The following is a 15,316-nucleotide window of genomic DNA, read 5'->3' as shown; positions in this document are numbered from 1 at the left end:
AGCCGTACTCGTACCTGCACCCCGCGCTCGGTGGACGGACGGATGTCACGAGCGCCGACTCGACACCCGTGCGCCCGTTCGGATTCGGCTTCAGCTACACGACGTTCGCGCATCACGATCTCGCCGTGCCCCCGACGGTCGCCGCGTCCGAGACGTTCCACGCGACCGTGCGGGTGCGCAACACCGGCGCTGTCGAGGCCACGGATGTCGTGCAGCTCTACGCGAACGACGAGGTCGCGAGCGTGACACGGCCGGTAGCCCAACTGCTCGACTTCCGGCGGGTCGCCCTCGCGCCGGGCGCCGAGACGCTGGTCGCGTTCGATGTGCCGATCGACCGCCTCGCGTTCACGGGGCTCGACGGCGTCAGGCGCGTCGAACCGGGCAGCATCCGGCTGTGGGTCGGTGCAGCCTGCGACGACGAGGAGACGGTGGCGAGGCTCGAGATCGTGTGAGGGGGTGGTCCCCTACTCGGCAGCGGCCGGCGCGGGCGCCGAGTCGATCACCGTCTCCCGATCGCCCTCGACGAGCAGCGCCTGATCGTCTCGCAGCGTCAGAAGCTGGTGACTCGCGCCGTATGCGGCGACCGTCTCGGCGATCAGCGACGGCGGATACGGCGCCAGCAGTCCGTCGGCGTGCGGGATCACGGTGCGGTCGATCAGCCCCAGGCCCGCGAAGTCCGCCAGAGCCGGGCCGTCGGTGGGATCATCCATGATCGAGGCCGGAGTGATGTCGGGGCCCACGATGATCGAGCCCGCGCTCAGCCCGATGTAGGGCAGCCCGTCGCGCACTCGCTCGGCGAGGACGACGTCGCTTCCGGTGACCCTGAGCGCTTCGAGCAGCGCGAAGGTGCTGCCGCCGGCGACGTAGACGGCGTCGACGGCGGAGAGCGTCGCGGCGAACTCGGATGCCGTGAGATCGCGCGCCGTGACGTCGGCGATCTCGTGGCCGAGCGCCTCGATGGCGCGACGTTCGGCCAGCACCCAGGGCGCGTCGGCATACGCGACCTGAGCATCGCCGATGTAGCCGACGCGCAGCGACGCACCGCCCCGCACGCCGTCGAGGAACGGCCGCATCGCGCCGGGGTTCAGAGAGAGGAGAAGAAGCTTCACCCGATCAGCGTAGAGACGGCCGCCGACACCGGGTCTCAGCCCCGCACCGCGCCGATGAACGCCGCCACGTGTTCCTGCAGCTTCACGATGCGCAGCTCGCGCGCGAGCTCGCGGTCGTAGCCCTCGTAGGCGAGCGGCGGAAGGATGCGCACGTTCTGCGAGCACCCGAACTCGGCGCACACGAGGGTGCCGACGGTGTCGCCCTTGCGACCGGCGGGGCCGGCCTTGCGTGCGACGTACAGCTGCACGTCGTTGCGCAGCGTCACGTCTTCGCACCAGGAGCACTGGGCTCGGGCGACGACGCGCTGCTCGGCCCGCTGCAGGATGACTCCGGTGGCGACGTCATCGACCCAGGCGACGACATACGCACGGCGCGGCAGCTTGGGATCGACCCAGCCGAGGTAGTCGAGCTTCTCGACATCGAGGTCGGCGAAGCCGGGCGGCAGGGTGAGGTCGGAGGCCTCTTTGCGGGAGGCGTTGATGAAGGAGGCGCGCAGGGTGCGCTCGTCGATGGGACGCATGGGAGAAGAGCTTTCGTGACGGCCGTCCGAGACGGCGTGCGGAGAAGAGGGAGCATCCGACCGGATGCGGGATACGACAGATCACCGGGGACGGGATGTTCCGCCTCCGGCCGATCGTCAGCCTCTGTCCGCGGCGCGGAAGGCGCCTGCGGCTCCGTTCTGCGCCCGCTCCGGCATCCGGAGAGCGCTCATCGACAACAGCATCCGGCGAGTCTACGCCCGTTCGTCTCACCCGGCGCCGACTCTCGCCTCCAACGGCGCCGGTTTCTGTGTCGCCCGGTGCCGGCTTCTGTTTCGCCGCGTGTCGGCTTTTGTTTCACCGCGTGTCGGCGCGGGTTCCGTCTTCGGCGAGGCCGACCTACTCTTGCCGGAACGTCCAGTCACGTCCGCTCACGAAGGAGACCACCGTGTCCACGCCGCTGAACCACCTTTCGCCCCTCCCGGTGCGTGAGCGTTCTGCGTGCATGTGCCGTCACGGGTTCGCGTGCTCCTCGTTCGAGGCGGGTCACGCCCTGCACCTGATCCAGGCGCGCATCGCGTCGGCGACGCCGGCCGAGTGGGACGACGCGATCGTCGAGCATGTCGACACCACGACCGGAGACCTGGTCGTGCGCACGCTCGACGGCACCGCGCACACCCTGTGGAACGGCGGCGGCGCAGCACTCGAGGCTCCCGCGGGAACCCCGGTCGCGCTGCACGTGCGTTACGGCGTGCTGGCCATCGGCCGCACGCAGTTCAACGTCGCGCTCGTCTGATCGTTTCGTCTCGGGCGGCTGCGCCGTCCTCGCTCAACGACCGGGAGGGCCGGGCGGCTGCGCCGTCCTCGCTCAACGACCGGTGGGGTCAGGCGGCTGCCATCATCATGTTCTTGACGGCCATGCAGGCATCCATGCAGTCCTTGCATGCCTGAGCGCACATCCGGCAGACCTCGCTGTGAGCGGCGTGCTCCATGCACTCGTCCATGCACATCTGGCACATTGCGATGCACGCGTCGAGCATCGCCATCATGGTCGCGGGCGTCATGCCCTGCATCCGCAGCATCGACCGCATCATGGTGTTGCACATGTCCGCGCAGTTCATGCACGCGGGACCGCAGTCCATCATCTGGGTCGAGCAGACCGTGCACGCCTGCTCGCACGCCGAGCACGCATCCATACACGCCTGCATCACGGCCATGTCCATCATCGCCATGTCGGTCGACTCCATGTTCTTCGACATGGCGCCCATCATCATCGAGTCCATCGCACACCGCTTTCCGTCGTCGGCCGCAGCCGGTCTGAGCGCGGGCAGGACCACCCGCCTGTGGCCCACGCTAGTCGCCGCGAGCGTCGGCGTCGACAGTGGCTTTCGCGGTGTCACGCATGCCCGCGGTTGTCAATCCCGTGGCCAGTATTCGTGCCGCATGTGATCGTGGCAGTCCGTTGATCAGTCGAGGAAAGGACACGGACATGAGTGCCGGAGACGACATCAAGAACAATGCCGAGAAGCTGGTCGGAAAGGCCAAGGAAGGCCTCGGCAAGGTGACCGACAACGAGCGACTCGAGGCCGAGGGCCGCGCGGACCAGACGAAGGCATCGGCCAAGCAGGCCGGCGAGAACGTCAAGGATGCGGCGCACAAGGCCGGCGAGAACCTGCGGGACGGCTTCAAGGAGTAAAGCCCGCGGACACGGAGAAGGGCCCGCCGGAAGGCGGGCCCCACTCCTTCGGGTTCAGCGCGTGCGGTTGCCGGAGATCGATCGGATCAACCAGGCGATCACGGCGATCGCGAGAAGCACGAGTCCGACCCACAGCAGGAACTGCAGGGACTGTACGAGTCCGCCGGTGATGGCGAGGATGATCGCGATCACGATGATGATGATCAGAAGGATGTTCATCGGTCTTCCCTTCTACTGGGGCGCGGAGCGCCCTCCTAGGGCTCTCAACCTAGACCTGACGACGACGCTTCCCAGAGGGGCTTGACGCGAGGCTTCCGCCCGTGTGAGGAGTACGACATGCCTGGACGCAGGAACAGCTCGCTCAAGGATCCGGAGCTCTACGAGGAGCTCCGTGACGACGGCGCATCGAAGGAGAAGGCCGCCCGCATCTCGAACGCCGCAGCGCGCGACGGCCGCAGCGCCGTCGGTCGTCGAGGCGGCGAGCACGGTGACTACGAGGACTGGACCGTCGACGAGCTGCGCACCCGCGCGAAGGAGATCGGTCTGACCGGGTACAGCCGTCTGCGCAAGGCGGACCTCATCTCCGCGCTGCGGGATCACTAGGGCCTCCGGTGGCGCGATTCGGGATCGAGGAGGAGTTCGTCCTCCTCGACGAGAAGACGCTCGTTCCGCTGGCCATGACGCCGGAGTCGCGAGCCCGCCTGGTGGGCACCCGTCCCGCCGGGGTGGTGACGCCCGAGTACCTGACCTGCCAGATCGAGACGGCGACCGCGCCGCTCGACACCCGAGCGGATGCCGCCATCCAGCTGCGCGCGATGCGCGAGATGCTCGGCTCGCAGGCCGCCGAGCACGGGGCGATCATCGCCCCGACCGGCACCCCGTTCATCGCGCCGCACCGCTTCATCGTGTCGCGCTCGCCCCACTACGACGCGGTGGCCGACCACCTGGCCGAGATCACCCGCGAGCACGAGGTCAACGGACTGCACGTGCACGTCGAGGTCCTCGACGACGAGGAGCGGGTCCGCGCCGTGAACCGCGTGCGGCCGTGGCTGCCGGTGCTGCTCGCCCTGAGCGGCAACGCACCGTTCACGAAGGGCCGCCCCTCGGGATTCGCCAGCTGGCGCAGCATCCTGATCCGTCGCCTGCCGTCGTCGTGGAGCCCTCCGCGCTTCGTCGACCTCGCCGACTACCGGGCGAGCATCGACGAGCTCATCGACATGGGCGCGATCTCCGAGGCCAGCTCCCTCGCCTGGACGATCCGTCTGGCCGAGAACTTCCCGACGGTCGAGGTGCGCGTGTGCGACGTGCAGCTGACCACCGACGACACGCTGCTCGCCGTCTCTCTGATCCGCGCCCTGGTGCTCAGCGACGAGCTCGGCGACTACCCTGCCGTGTCGCACGACGCGATCGACTCGTCACTGTGGACCGCCGCACGACAGGGCCCGGATGCTCGGGTCGTCGACCCCCGCACGGGCGAGATCGCCCCGGTGCAGGAGGTGCTCACGGCGATGCTCGAGCTGCTCGGGTCGACGCTGCAGCAGCACGGCGACGCGGACTTCGTGGCGGATGCCGTGGCGCGCATCCGCAGCGACGGCACCGGAGCGCAGCGCCAGCTGGCGGCTCATGCGGAGCGAGGCGTCGGCGGACTCCGCGACCTCTATCGGGCGGGCACCGCGCCGCTGGATTGAGTGGACACTCGGCTCACACCGACCACCTCCTGTCCAGGCCCCGCACCCGGGATCGCACCCCTCGCGCATCTCGCGCACCTCCGTGCCAGGCCGAAAAAGCACCCCCGCACCGGGCGAGGTCAGATTGGCACCCGAAAGCCACATCGGGGGTGCTTTTTCGACCCCGCGGAACGGGGCTGCGGAACGGGGGTGCGGAACGGGATGCCGAACGGGGATGTCGAACGGGCGTGGCCGAACCGGTCGCCGAACGGGGGCGGCGGACTCCTGGGAACGCGCCCCACGGGCCCGCAGCGGCAGTAGGGTCAGCCTGTGGCATCCTCTCGCTTCGCACCCCTGCAGCGACTCGTCATCTCGGTGGCGGTGCTCGCGTCGTTCGTGACGTTCCTCGACGGAACGGTCGTCACGGTCGCTCTGCCCGCGATCAGCCGCGAGCTCGGCGGCGGCATCACGACGCAGCAGTGGGTGGTCGACGCGTATCTGATCACGCTGAGTGCGCTGATCCTGCTCGCGGGCTCGCTCTCCGACGCCTACGGGCGGGTGCTGGTGATGCGTGTGGGGCTGATCGCGTTCGGTGTGGCCTCGGTCGCGGTGGCAGCAGCCCCGGATCCGCTGATCCTCATCATCGCGCGCGCCGCGCAGGGGGCGGCGGGAGCCCTGCTCGTGCCGAGCTCACTCGCCCTGATCACCGCCACCATGCGCGGTGACCTGCAGTCCCGAGCGATCGGCGTCTGGACCGCGTTCACGACAGGCGCCCAGCTCGTCGGCCCCCTGCTCGGCGGGCTCTTCGTCGACTTCCTGTCGTGGCGGCTCGTGTTCCTGATCAACGTCGTGCCGATCGGGGTGACCCTCGTGCTCCTGGCACGCCTGAAGCTCACCGAGCGTCCGAGCGGCGTGCGGGTCGACTGGCTGAGCGGAGCGCTGTGCGCGATCGGACTCGGCGCGGTCGTGTTCGCGCTGATCGAGCAACCCAATCTCGGCTGGGCCTCTCCCGCGATCTGGCTGCCGGGAGTGATCGGCGCCGCCCTCTTCGCCCTGTTCCTGCTGCGCCAGCAGCGCTCGCCCGCACCGCTCATGCCGCTGTCGCTGTTCCGCGTGCGCGACTTCGCCTGGGGCAACCTCGCGACCCTGTTCGTCTATGCGGCGCTCTCGCTCAACGGCTTCGTGATCGGCGTGTATCTGCAGCAGGGCGCGGGTCTCAGCGCGACCGCCGCGGGGCTCGCGAGCCTGCCGGTGACGGTGCTGCTGATCCTGCTGAGCTCGCGCGCCGGGTCGTGGGCGGGGCGCTTCGGGCCGCGCATCTTCATGACGGTCGGCCCGCTCGTGATGGCCGTCGGCGCCCTGATGCTGCTGCTCGTCGCCGAGGACTTCGACTACTGGTGGCAGGTGCTGCCCGCGATGATCGTGCTGGGCCTCGGTCTCTCGCTCACGGTCGCGCCGCTCACCTCCGCGATCCTCGGCGCGATCGACGAGTCGCGCTCGGGCATCGCCTCCGCCGTGAACAACGCCGTCTCGCGTGTGGCCGGGCTGCTCGTCGTGGCGATGCTGTCGACCATCATCGGCGGCACGCTCGATCTCGGCGGCTTCCACAACGCCGCCTGGGTCACCGCATCCCTGTTCGCGATCGGAGGCGTCGTGTCGTGGATCGGCATCCGCCGCAACCCCGCCGAAGAGGCGCCGGCCGAGGTCGACACACCGCGTTGACGGTATCGACGGCCGGGCGCAGACTGAAGACACCGTCTCGCCGAGCATCCGGAGGTCACTCGTGAGCGCGACAGAGAACCCCACATCTCAGAATCCCCTTCCGCCGGTCGTCGACGCCGACACCTGGCGGCGGGAGCTCGATGCGCTGCGCGTGCGCGAGAAGGCGGCCACGCGCGAGCTCGATGCGATCGCCGCGCAGCGCCGTCGTCTGCCGATGGTCGAACTGCCGGAATACACGCTGGTCGGCGCCGACGGGCCGGTGCGTCTCGCCGAGATCTTCGACGGGCACCCGCAGCTCATCGTCTACAACCACATGTGGTCGGACGGCAACGAGTGGCAGTGCCCCGGATGCACCGGATTCACCTCGCAGTTCACCCGACTCGACGTGCTCGAGCGGTACTACGACGCCCGCTTCGTGATCGTCACGAACGGACCGATCGACGAGGCGCTGGCCTACCGCGAGCGCGTGGGCAATCGGATGGCCTGGTACTCGAGCGCCGACAGCTCGTTCGGGTCCGACATGGATGCCGGGCCGGACGAGGGCTTCGGGGTGAACGTGTTCCTGCGCGACGGCGACTCGGTGTATCGCACGTGGCACACGAACGGGCGCGGCACCGAGCGCCTCAGCCACGTGCACGGCCTGGTCGACCTTCTCCCGTACGGCCGCCAGGAAGAGTGGGAGAACTCGCCCGAGGGCTGGCCGCAGCACGGGACCTACGACCGCGGCATGGGGTCGAAAGAGGTCGCCGCGCTGTACGGCGCACCGCACGGCGCTTCGCACGGCAGCCTGCAGGGAGCGGGCTCCTGAGGCGCGCGTCGGGCACCGTGCTCGCGGTGCTCGCAGCGAGCCTGCTCGCCCTGACCGGATGCGCGTCGGATGCCGCTTCCAGCGCCGCCCTCGCGCTGCCGCCCGCCGGTGCGACCCCCGACTATCAGCTCGGCGGGGCCTACGATCCGGCCGACGGCGTCGGCATCGTGGGGCGCGATCGGTCGGATCCCCCCGCCGAGGGGATCTACTCGATCTGCTACGTGAACGGTTTCCAGACGCAGCCCGCTGAGCTCGACGGCTGGGATGCCGAGCTGCTGCTGCAGCGCGACGGCGAGCCGGTGTTCGACCCCGACTGGCCCGACGAGGCGCTGCTCGACACGTCGACCGCCGAGAAGCGCGAGCGGATCGCGGCGGAGGTCGGCCCGTGGATCGAGGGATGCGCGGATGCCGGATTCGACGCGGTGGAGTTCGACAACCTGGACTCGTACACACGGTCGGACGGAGCTCTCACCCTCGACGACAACCTGGCTCTCGCGACGCTGCTCGTCGACATCGCCCATGACTCGGGGCTCGCCGCAGGACAGAAGAACGCCGCGGAGGATGCCGCGCAGCTGCGCGACCGAGCGGGCTTCGACTTCGCCGTGGTCGAGGAGTGCGCCGCCTACGAGGAGTGCGGGTCTTTCACCGACGTCTACGGTGACCACGTGATCGACATCGAGTACACCGACGAGCTGCCGCGGTCGTTCGACGAGATGTGCGCCGACAGCGAGTCGCCGACATCCATGGTGCTGCGCGACCGCGATCTGCTCACGCCCGACGATGAGGGGCACGTGTTCGAGACCTGCCGGTGACCCGTCGCGCGGAGATCCGTGACAGGTCAGACGAACATGACTCGTCGTGGTGGTGGGTCTGTGTAGGTGCGGCCGACGGGGCTGGTCCAGGTGATGGTGCCGTCGGGTTGTTGGTGGGCGGTCCAGCGGTGTCGGTCGTGGATGTCGGGGTGTTTGAGGGCGTGGTGTCGTCGGCAGAGGTGGCTGAGGTTGTCGATGCGGGTTCTGCCGCCGCGGGCGTGGTCGTGGGTGTGGTCGATGTCGCAGCGGTGGGCGGGCGTGCGGCAGCCGGGGAAGCGGCAGTGCTGGTCGCGGGCGCGGAGGAATCGGCGCATGGGTGCGGTGGGGGTGTAGGTGTCGGTCTCGACGATGAGTCCGGTGGGGTCGAGGAACAGGCGGGTCCAGCCGGTGTTGTAGCCGGCGAGGCATCGGGCGATCTCGGGGGCGAGGGGCCCGTGCCCGTCGAGTTCGGCGGGATGGTCGTCGTCTCCGGTCAGGGTGGTCGCGGCGACGGTGACCTGGATGCGCGCGGTGATGTTCTCGAGCCCGGACCCGTTCTCGGGGCTGGGGGTCGCGGCGAGGAGGAGGTCGGCGAGGACGTCGGCGCGGATCTGGTCGATCGTGCGGGTGTCGTCCTCGAGGTGCTCGATGTCGGGACTGGTCGGATCGGTCATCGGGTCACGTCGACCCGTCAGCGGGTCGGTGGTGAACGTGTCGGATTCGCCGAAGATCACCCCGCTGGTGACGTACGCGTCGTACTCGGGGTCGTCGGGAGAGAAGTCGCGCAGATCCCGGTATCCCTCACCGCCGTCATCGTGCGGGGGAAGGTGCGGGTCGCGGTCGTCGCGGGTGCGGGCGATCTCGCGCGCCATCTGAGTGAGCCGGTCCAGGATCCCTTCCGCGATCCACTCCGGCAGCACCGCGGTCAACAGGGCGAGCCCGTCACCGACCGAGCGCACCTGCACGCACCGCTCCTGGGCCGCCTTACGCTGACGCGCCACCAGCGTCACCCCCGCCAGCGTCGCCGCGACCTGCCGGGCGTGCGCTTTCGTGCGCGCCGCTGTCTCCTTCTCGGCGAACACCAGCACGGCCGCCTCATACAGCCCCATCGTGTCCGCGCTCACCGTGCCGTCATCGATCGCTTCGCTGACGATCATGCTCGCCCGCACGATCTCCCGCACATGCCCGACACTGATCACCCCGGCCGCGAACGCCGCCCGCGTCGTCGGCAGCGTACGAGACAGGGTGCGAGCATCGGTGAACGCATACTCGACCGACCCCGTACTCACCCGCCCCGCCGCCGCATACTCCGCGATCATCGACCGGTGGATCGCCTCACGATGCCACGCATGCTCCACCACATCCGCGTCACGCACCGCGATCCGCTGCACCAGCAACTCACTCGCCCTCGCCTCCAGTACCGCGATCTCCCGACGCGTCTCCACCCACTCATCGAGCAGACGACCACGCTCCTCGAGATCGAGGTGCAGATCGGTACGAGTGGGCATACTCCGAGTATAGAACAAAACTTCGAATCGACGCAGAGCAGTCCGCAGAAGATTCCGGCATCCCTGAATGCTCGTCGCTAGGCTGACCTCGTGACCATCAGGGGGGACATGGCCGGCGGCGCTCGCGCGATCGCCTCCCGATGGGCGCGCGCGATCGCTGATCTGCCACGGTGGATCTGGGTCGCCGCCGCGGGGCTCGCCGCACTGCTCATCGTGATCATCGCGACGGGCGGGCTCGCTCAGGCTTTCACCGAACCCCGCAGCGCCGGCACGGGCGACGAGGTGCGCACCGGCCAGCTGAGCGTGACGGTTCTCGACGCCGAGTTCACGCGAGAGGTGGAATCGGAGTATCTCGAGGCCGAGGACGGCGACGTTCTGCTGGTCATGACCATCGCCATGGAGAACCTGACCGACACACCGATCGGCGTCGGCACGACGGCCGACCGGATCGACACGAACCTCGTGAACCACGATCGGCCCCTCCTCGATCTCGTCGGCGCCGAGCCGACCGACAGCGCGATGGTCTGGCGGGCCGACGGCTCGGCGGGCCAGGTGTACCTGCAGCCCGGCGTACCGGCCGAGGTGACGATCGCCTGGCCGGTGCCGGAAGAGACGGCGACCGGTGACGCGGTTGCGCTCGATGTGCACGAGGCCGCGATCAGCACCGGCGCCGTGATCCTCTCGTCGCGCGTCGCGACCTGGCGCGCGGCGGACATCGCGGCGCGCATCTCCGTCACCGTGAGCGAGTCATCATGAGCGAGTCACTGTGAAGCGCGCACTGCCCTGGATCCTCGGCGCCGCACTCGTTCTGGGCGCCGGGTTGATGACGGCTGCGACGCCCTCCGACGAAGACCTGGTCGGACCTCTCACGATCCACGGCACGGCAGGCGAGCCCGTCGCGTCGCGGTCGATCACCGCGACCGTCGCGGAGGCGACCTTCGCCGATGAGGTCGCCGAGTCCCGCTGGAGCGCCGACGGCAACTGGCTCGTGCTCACCCTGGATGCCTCCGCCACGACCACCGATGTCGATGCGACGATCACGCTCGCGACCCTCACCGTCGACGGCCGCGTGTTCCAGGCGAGTGAACGTCCGTCGACCTCGCTGACCGGAACCGCGCTGCGTGTCGGCACGGACATCACCGGCATGCTCTCGTTCGAGCTGCCCGCCGATCTCGACGGCGGCATGGCCGAGCTCGCCCTCACCCCGTCGTACTCCACCCCCGAACTCGACGACCTCGTGGTGATCTCGATCGACCTCGACGGCGTTCCTCGCGTCCCTTCCGTCGAACTCACCGAGCCCGAGTGGAGTTCGGAATGAACGGGTCTCGCACGACCTGGTGGCGCACGCAGCGCACCGCGCTGATCGCCCTCACGATCGCGATCGTCGCGGTGGTCGGTGCCTATCTCTGGCTCGACGTGCTGCCGAGCATCCGTCCGACCGATCGCGTGATCGAGGCCGACTCCGACTCCGCCTCCACGATCTCGGGCCAGGAGCTCGCACTCGGATTCGTCGAGTGGCGCGAGTTCGACGCACCGGAGGGATCGCAGACGCTGAGCATCCGCCTGTCCGCGAGCGGCGGACCGGATGCCGCATCGTGCGGCACCGCGACCCTCACCGAGCGGTCGTCATCCCGGACCTGGAAGAGCTCGCGCGACGGTCTCGACGTCAGCTCGGATCTGGGCGAAAGCTCATGCGTCGCGGAGCCCGCTTCGTACCGCATCCTGCTCGTCTTCCTGCTGCCCGAGGATGCCGAGGGACCCTTCGTTCTCGACATCGAGGGCGACGACAGGGACGTCGCCCGGTTCACGGTCGATCCCTGACACAGCATCGCCGGTGGAACCCCCGGAGACCCCGTCGAGCGTCGCCTGCGGATCGACTCCGGTCGGCCGCGTGTCCAGCCCCGCCTTCGGACGGCCGATGACACCGTCGTAGGCGGTGGCGACGATCGCCACCCGCAACGGCTCCGCGATCGCGGCGATGCCGACGCTCACGAGCGGGAACACCCCCGCCCAGAACCACGTCTCGTGGCCGCCGATGATCTGCAGAACCCCGCGGGTCGCGGTCTGCTCGGCGAAGGCCCAGCCGGCGTAGGCGAGCACGAAGGCGCCGAACAGTGCCGGCCCGCCGCGCCAGATCACGGTGACCGCGGCCCAGAGCCCTTCGAGCCGCATGACGAGAGTGCGGGCGACGCTCATCGTGGCGCCACGCAGAGCACCGCCGGCACCCGCCGCCCAGCGCGGGAACGACGGGGTCGAGTCGAACGCGGTGCCGAAGATCACTCCCGCGACGGTCAGCCAGGCGGCAGGCACCAGAAGCGCGGCGGCCACGATGCCGAAGAACCAGGAGGCTCCCTCCCACACCGCGGCGATCGGCTCGAGGTTGATCGCGAACCAGTCGCCGAAGCTCTGCAACCACCCGACCGCCGCACGCTCGCCGATCCACGCGAGCACCCCGTTCCACCACCGGGCCACCAGCACGAAGAGCATGAAGGTCCAGAGCACCTCGGTGTAGGCGGCGAGAACGACGGTCCATGGCGGCAGGCGGGCGGCGAGACGCGTGAACAGCAGACGGGCGATCAGCGCGATCACCAGCACGGCGACCGGCAGCACGCCGACGGCGATCACACCACCGCGATCACCGAGCTGCTCGGCGCCGTACCCCGAATCGGCGAGAGCGATGGCGCTCGCCACTCGGAAGAAGTCGATCAGGTCGGCGTCGAGCAGTCCCCACGCCGTGTAGAACGCGAAGAACGGCAGGATCGCCGCGAGAGTGGCCGAGGCGAACTCGCGGAGACCGCCCGCATCCTCCCTGCGACTGTGCGGCAGCGAGGGCCGCACCGTGAGGTACATCGCGACATAGGCGACGAGTCGCGCGGCCACCGCAAGTGGCAGCAGAAGGAGTCCGCCCAGGGTCGTCTGACCGCCCACGAACCCGGCCAGCTCGATCAGCAGCCGGTGCAGCGCTTCGCCGCCGAGATACCAGGCCATGAGCGCGACGCCGTGCCGCGCGAGGATGCGCCCGAAGGTGCGGAGGGCCTGTGCCATGTGCCCCACCGTATCGGTCGGCCTCTCGTCGGCGCTCGTCAACCCCCTTCGCGCATGTGCACCCGTACGAGCAGGATGCAGTGACGCGACACCGATCCAGTGATGCGACCGCCGACGCACGACCGGAGAGAGGATCCGACATGGCTGACAACGTGCGCATCATGAGATGCCGCCCGGAGGACGTGTTCCGCGTGCTGGCGAACGGCTGGCTGTATCCCGCGTGGGTGGTGGGAGCATCTCGGATGCGCGAGGTCGATGAGTCCTGGCCGCAGCCGGGTGCGGAGCTCCACCACTCGGTCGGCGTCTGGCCGGCGCTGCTCGATGACACGACCGTGGTGGAGGAGTGGTCTCCACCCGACCGCATGGTCATCCGTGCTCGTGGCTGGCCGATCGGCGAAGCGCGCGTCACGCTGCGCGTGCGCTCGTACGACGGCGGCTCGATGGCGAGGATCGACGAAGAGCCGGTGCGGGGTCCCGCCACGCTGCTCCCTGCGCTCGTGACGACGCCGCTGCTGCGATTCCGCAACGCCGAGACTCTGCACCGTCTCGCCTATCTCGCCGAGGGCCACGCCGCCTGAGGTCGCCCACGCGCGAGTCGGCACGCGAGCCGACGCGCGAGCCGCGACGACGCAACCCATATATTGGTTGCGAGCCGCGACCTCCGCGGACGACGGAGGAGACGGCGATGAGCGACGACCTGGCACAGCCGACCGCACGACAGCAGTCGGCATGGCGACGCTTCTGGGAGAAGGGCGGCTGGTGGCGGGCGCTCGTCCTCGTCGTCGTGTACTTCGCGCTCTACAACGGCCTATCGCTGCTGCTCACGCCCATCGCCTCGCAGATCGACGATCCGCAGAGCGCCGAGGCCATCCTGGTCTTCTACGCGATCCCGGTCTTCATGGGATGCGTCCTGCTCGTGGCCTTCGGCGCCTCAGTCGGCTGGCTCCCCCAGCTGTTCCGTCCCCAGCCGATCCGCGGTCGCGGGTGGATGTGGATCGCGATCGTCGTCGTGCTGCTCTTCAACGTGCTGCACCTGCTGTCCATCGACTACGGGGCGGCCGGGTTCGAGGTCGTCGCGACCTGGCTGCTCGCCGGCGTCTTCATCGGCTTCGCCGAAGAGGTGCTGACCCGCGGCTTCGTCGTGAATCTGCTCCGCAAGTCGGGCAACCGCGAGATCGTCGTCGCCCTGGTCTCCGCGGCGCTCTTCTCGCTGCTGCACGCGGGAAACCTGCTGTCCGGTCAGTCGCTCCTCGCGACGGGGATCCAGCTGGTCTATACGTTCTTCTTCGGCATCTGCATGTATCTCGCGATGCGCGTGACCGGGACGATCATCGCCCCGATCCTGCTGCACGCGAGCACCGACCCGAGCATCTTCCTGCAGGCGACCTACCCGGCGGAGGGCCCGCTCGGCGCCTTCGCGGGGCTGGGCAACATCGCCGTGATCGCCTTCGGACTCATCGCCCTGTTCTTCATCCGCGGGCGGGTCACACCGCCGACGGATGCAGCACGACCTTGATGCAGCCGTCCTCCTTGCGCTGGAAGGTCTCGTAGAGCGCCGGAGCGTCATCGAGCGGAGCCTCGTGCGTGGTCAGGTCCATCACGCCGAGCGGATCGTCGATCGCCTCGACGAGCGGCATGATGTCGTCGACCCAGCGCTTGACGTTGCACTGCCCCATGCGCAGGCTCACCTGCTTGTCGAACATGGTCTTCATCGGCATGAGGTCGGCGTCTCCGGCATAGACACCGCTCAGTGAGACGGTGCCACCGCGTCGCACGACGTCGATCGATGTGTGCAGCGCGGCGAGGCGATCTATGCCGGCCCTGTCGAAGATCTGTCGGGCGGCAGGATCCGGCAGCAGCCCCACCGCCTTCTGCACGAGTGCCACCCCGGGGTTGCCGTGCGCCTCCATGCCGACGGCATCGACGACGGCATCCGTCCCGCGCCCCTCGGTCAGGTCGCGCAGTTCGTCGGTCACGTCATCGGTGAGATCGAAAACATCCGCGCCGTGACGAGCCGCCATGGCGCGGCGTTCCGGCACCGGATCGACCGCGAGCACCCGGTATCCGCGGTGCGCCGCGATGCGGGCGACGAACTCCCCGACGGGTCCGAGTCCCATGACGGCGAGGGTGCCTCCGTCGGGGACGTGCGCGTACTCGACCCCCTGCCATGCGGTCGGCAGGATGTCGCTGAGGAACAGGTATCGCTCGTCGGGCAGGTCTGACGCGACCTTGATGTGATTGTGGTCGGCGAGCGGGACGCGCAGATAGTCGGCCTGTCCGCCCGGAACCTGTCCGTAGAGCTTCGTGTACCCGAACAGCGATGCGCCGCTGCCGTACTCGCGCACCTGCGTCGTCTCGCACTGCGACTGGAGTCCTCGCACGCAGTAGAAGCAGTGCCCGCAGGAGATGTTGAACGGCACGACCACGCGATCGCCCACGGAGAGCTGCGTGACGTCACGGCCGACCTCGACGACGACGCCCATCGGCTCC

19 protein-coding genes are annotated in these 15,316 nt (G+C 69.1%); 12 read left to right on the top strand and 7 right to left on the bottom strand.

The window, feature by feature from the left end; all coding sequences use genetic code 11:
* A partial coding sequence (locus RTM68_RS07025; RefSeq protein ID WP_312169561.1) for a fibronectin type III-like domain-contianing protein occupies positions 1-452 on the top strand: 452 nt, incomplete at its 5' end.
* Positions 453-464: 12 nt separating this feature from the next.
* Here RTM68_RS07025 and RTM68_RS07020 read toward each other — a convergent pair.
* Together RTM68_RS07020 and RTM68_RS07015 are read right to left on the bottom strand one after the other, a co-directional pair.
* Complete coding sequence (locus RTM68_RS07020) at positions 465-1,109, bottom strand: Type 1 glutamine amidotransferase-like domain-containing protein (RefSeq protein ID WP_312169559.1); 645 nt, start codon at positions 1,107-1,109, stop codon at positions 465-467.
* Positions 1,110-1,144: 35 nt separating this feature from the next.
* Complete coding sequence (locus RTM68_RS07015; RefSeq protein ID WP_312169557.1) at positions 1,145-1,630, bottom strand: FBP domain-containing protein; 486 nt, start codon at positions 1,628-1,630, stop codon at positions 1,145-1,147.
* Between the two features lie 407 nt (positions 1,631-2,037).
* On the opposite strand from RTM68_RS07015, the gene RTM68_RS07010 reads away from it, so the two are divergent.
* Positions 2,038-2,385, top strand: a complete 348-nt coding sequence (locus RTM68_RS07010) for a hypothetical protein (protein ID WP_312169555.1) — start codon at positions 2,038-2,040, stop codon at positions 2,383-2,385.
* 88 nt (positions 2,386-2,473) lie between these two features.
* Here the strand turns inward: RTM68_RS07010 and RTM68_RS07005 are convergent, their stop codons facing one another.
* Positions 2,474-2,926, bottom strand: a complete 453-nt coding sequence (locus RTM68_RS07005; RefSeq protein WP_312169553.1) for a hypothetical protein — start codon at positions 2,924-2,926, stop codon at positions 2,474-2,476.
* 152 nt (positions 2,927-3,078) lie between these two features.
* Here RTM68_RS07005 and RTM68_RS07000 point away from each other — a divergent pair, with 152 nt between their 5' ends.
* A complete protein-coding gene (locus tag RTM68_RS07000; RefSeq protein ID WP_312169551.1) occupies positions 3,079-3,285 on the top strand; it encodes a CsbD family protein in 207 nt (68 codons plus the stop codon).
* A gap of 54 nt (positions 3,286-3,339) precedes the next feature.
* Here RTM68_RS07000 and RTM68_RS06995 read toward each other — a convergent pair whose 3' ends face one another.
* The gene (locus tag RTM68_RS06995) at positions 3,340-3,504 is read right to left on the bottom strand and encodes a hypothetical protein (RefSeq protein WP_312169549.1); all 165 of its coding nucleotides are present in this window, start codon (positions 3,502-3,504) and stop codon (positions 3,340-3,342) included.
* A gap of 117 nt (positions 3,505-3,621) precedes the next feature.
* Here RTM68_RS06995 and RTM68_RS06990 point away from each other — a divergent pair, with 117 nt between their 5' ends.
* The 5 genes from RTM68_RS06990 to RTM68_RS06970 all read left to right on the top strand — a co-directional run bounded on the left by RTM68_RS06990 (position 3,622) and on the right by RTM68_RS06970 (position 8,294).
* A complete protein-coding gene (locus RTM68_RS06990) occupies positions 3,622-3,888 on the top strand; it encodes a Rho termination factor N-terminal domain-containing protein (RefSeq protein ID WP_312169547.1) in 267 nt (88 codons plus the stop codon).
* An 8-nt stretch (positions 3,889-3,896) separates the two neighbouring features.
* Positions 3,897-4,973, top strand: a complete 1,077-nt coding sequence (locus RTM68_RS06985) for a YbdK family carboxylate-amine ligase (protein WP_312169545.1) — start codon at positions 3,897-3,899, stop codon at positions 4,971-4,973.
* Positions 4,974-5,282: 309 nt separating this feature from the next.
* On the top strand, positions 5,283-6,674 hold the full coding sequence (locus RTM68_RS06980; RefSeq protein ID WP_312169543.1) for an MFS transporter: 1,392 nt from the start codon (positions 5,283-5,285) through the stop codon (positions 6,672-6,674).
* Positions 6,675-6,735: 61 nt separating this feature from the next.
* Positions 6,736-7,482 (top strand): DUF899 family protein, encoded by a 747-nt coding sequence (locus tag RTM68_RS06975; protein WP_312169541.1) that lies wholly within the window; start codon positions 6,736-6,738, stop codon positions 7,480-7,482.
* Positions 7,483-7,499: 17 nt separating this feature from the next.
* Positions 7,500-8,294, top strand: a complete 795-nt coding sequence (locus RTM68_RS06970) for an endo alpha-1,4 polygalactosaminidase (RefSeq protein ID WP_396654201.1) — start codon at positions 7,500-7,502, stop codon at positions 8,292-8,294.
* 26 nt (positions 8,295-8,320) lie between these two features.
* On the opposite strand, the gene RTM68_RS06965 is transcribed toward RTM68_RS06970, so the two are convergent.
* Positions 8,321-9,781: a DUF222 domain-containing protein gene (locus tag RTM68_RS06965; RefSeq protein ID WP_312169537.1), complete on the bottom strand. Its 1,461-nt coding sequence runs from the start codon at positions 9,779-9,781 to the stop codon at positions 8,321-8,323.
* Positions 9,782-9,871: 90 nt separating this feature from the next.
* Here RTM68_RS06965 and RTM68_RS06960 point away from each other — a divergent pair, with 90 nt between their 5' ends.
* Together RTM68_RS06960 and RTM68_RS06955 are read left to right on the top strand one after the other, a co-directional pair.
* Entirely contained in the window at positions 9,872-10,537 is a 666-nt protein-coding gene (locus tag RTM68_RS06960; protein ID WP_312169535.1) for a DUF4352 domain-containing protein, read from the top strand.
* A gap of 10 nt (positions 10,538-10,547) precedes the next feature.
* Positions 10,548-11,099: a hypothetical protein gene (locus tag RTM68_RS06955; protein WP_312169533.1), complete on the top strand. Its 552-nt coding sequence runs from the start codon at positions 10,548-10,550 to the stop codon at positions 11,097-11,099.
* 371 nt (positions 11,100-11,470) lie between these two features.
* Here the strand turns inward: RTM68_RS06955 and RTM68_RS06950 are convergent, their stop codons facing one another.
* Complete coding sequence (locus RTM68_RS06950) at positions 11,471-12,826, bottom strand: hypothetical protein (protein ID WP_312169531.1); 1,356 nt, start codon at positions 12,824-12,826, stop codon at positions 11,471-11,473.
* Positions 12,827-12,966: 140 nt separating this feature from the next.
* Between RTM68_RS06950 and RTM68_RS06945 the strand changes: the two genes are divergently transcribed.
* Positions 12,967-13,404 (top strand): SRPBCC family protein, encoded by a 438-nt coding sequence (locus RTM68_RS06945; RefSeq protein ID WP_312169529.1) that lies wholly within the window; start codon positions 12,967-12,969, stop codon positions 13,402-13,404.
* A 107-nt stretch (positions 13,405-13,511) separates the two neighbouring features.
* Positions 13,512-14,342 (top strand): CPBP family intramembrane glutamic endopeptidase, encoded by an 831-nt coding sequence (locus tag RTM68_RS06940; protein WP_312169527.1) that lies wholly within the window; start codon positions 13,512-13,514, stop codon positions 14,340-14,342.
* On the opposite strand, the gene RTM68_RS06935 is transcribed toward RTM68_RS06940, so the two are convergent.
* A partial coding sequence (locus tag RTM68_RS06935; RefSeq protein WP_312169526.1) for a zinc-binding dehydrogenase occupies positions 14,311-15,316 on the bottom strand: 1,006 nt, incomplete at its 5' end. The two genes, RTM68_RS06940 and RTM68_RS06935, sit on opposite strands and share 32 nt — an antisense overlap.

This window comes from Microbacterium sp., assembly GCF_031988965.1.
Lineage (GTDB): Bacteria > Actinomycetota > Actinomycetes > Actinomycetales > Microbacteriaceae > Microbacterium.
This window is presented reverse-complemented; position numbering and strand designations above follow the sequence as displayed.

Coding starts and splice junctions, on each gene's coding strand:
- RTM68_RS07015 (WP_312169557.1), bottom strand. CDS start 1,630: ATGCGTCCCATCGACGAGCGCACCCTGCGCGCCTCCTTCATCAACGCC.
- RTM68_RS07000 (WP_312169551.1), top strand. CDS start 3,079: ATGAGTGCCGGAGACGACATCAAGAACAATGCCGAGAAGCTGGTCGGA.
- RTM68_RS06995 (WP_312169549.1), bottom strand. CDS start 3,504: ATGAACATCCTTCTGATCATCATCATCGTGATCGCGATCATCCTCGCC.
- RTM68_RS06990 (WP_312169547.1), top strand. CDS start 3,622: ATGCCTGGACGCAGGAACAGCTCGCTCAAGGATCCGGAGCTCTACGAG.
- RTM68_RS06965 (WP_312169537.1), bottom strand. CDS start 9,781: ATGCCCACTCGTACCGATCTGCACCTCGATCTCGAGGAGCGTGGTCGT.
- RTM68_RS06950 (WP_312169531.1), bottom strand. CDS start 12,826: ATGGCACAGGCCCTCCGCACCTTCGGGCGCATCCTCGCGCGGCACGGC.
- RTM68_RS06945 (WP_312169529.1), top strand. CDS start 12,967: ATGGCTGACAACGTGCGCATCATGAGATGCCGCCCGGAGGACGTGTTC.
- RTM68_RS06940 (WP_312169527.1), top strand. CDS start 13,512: ATGAGCGACGACCTGGCACAGCCGACCGCACGACAGCAGTCGGCATGG.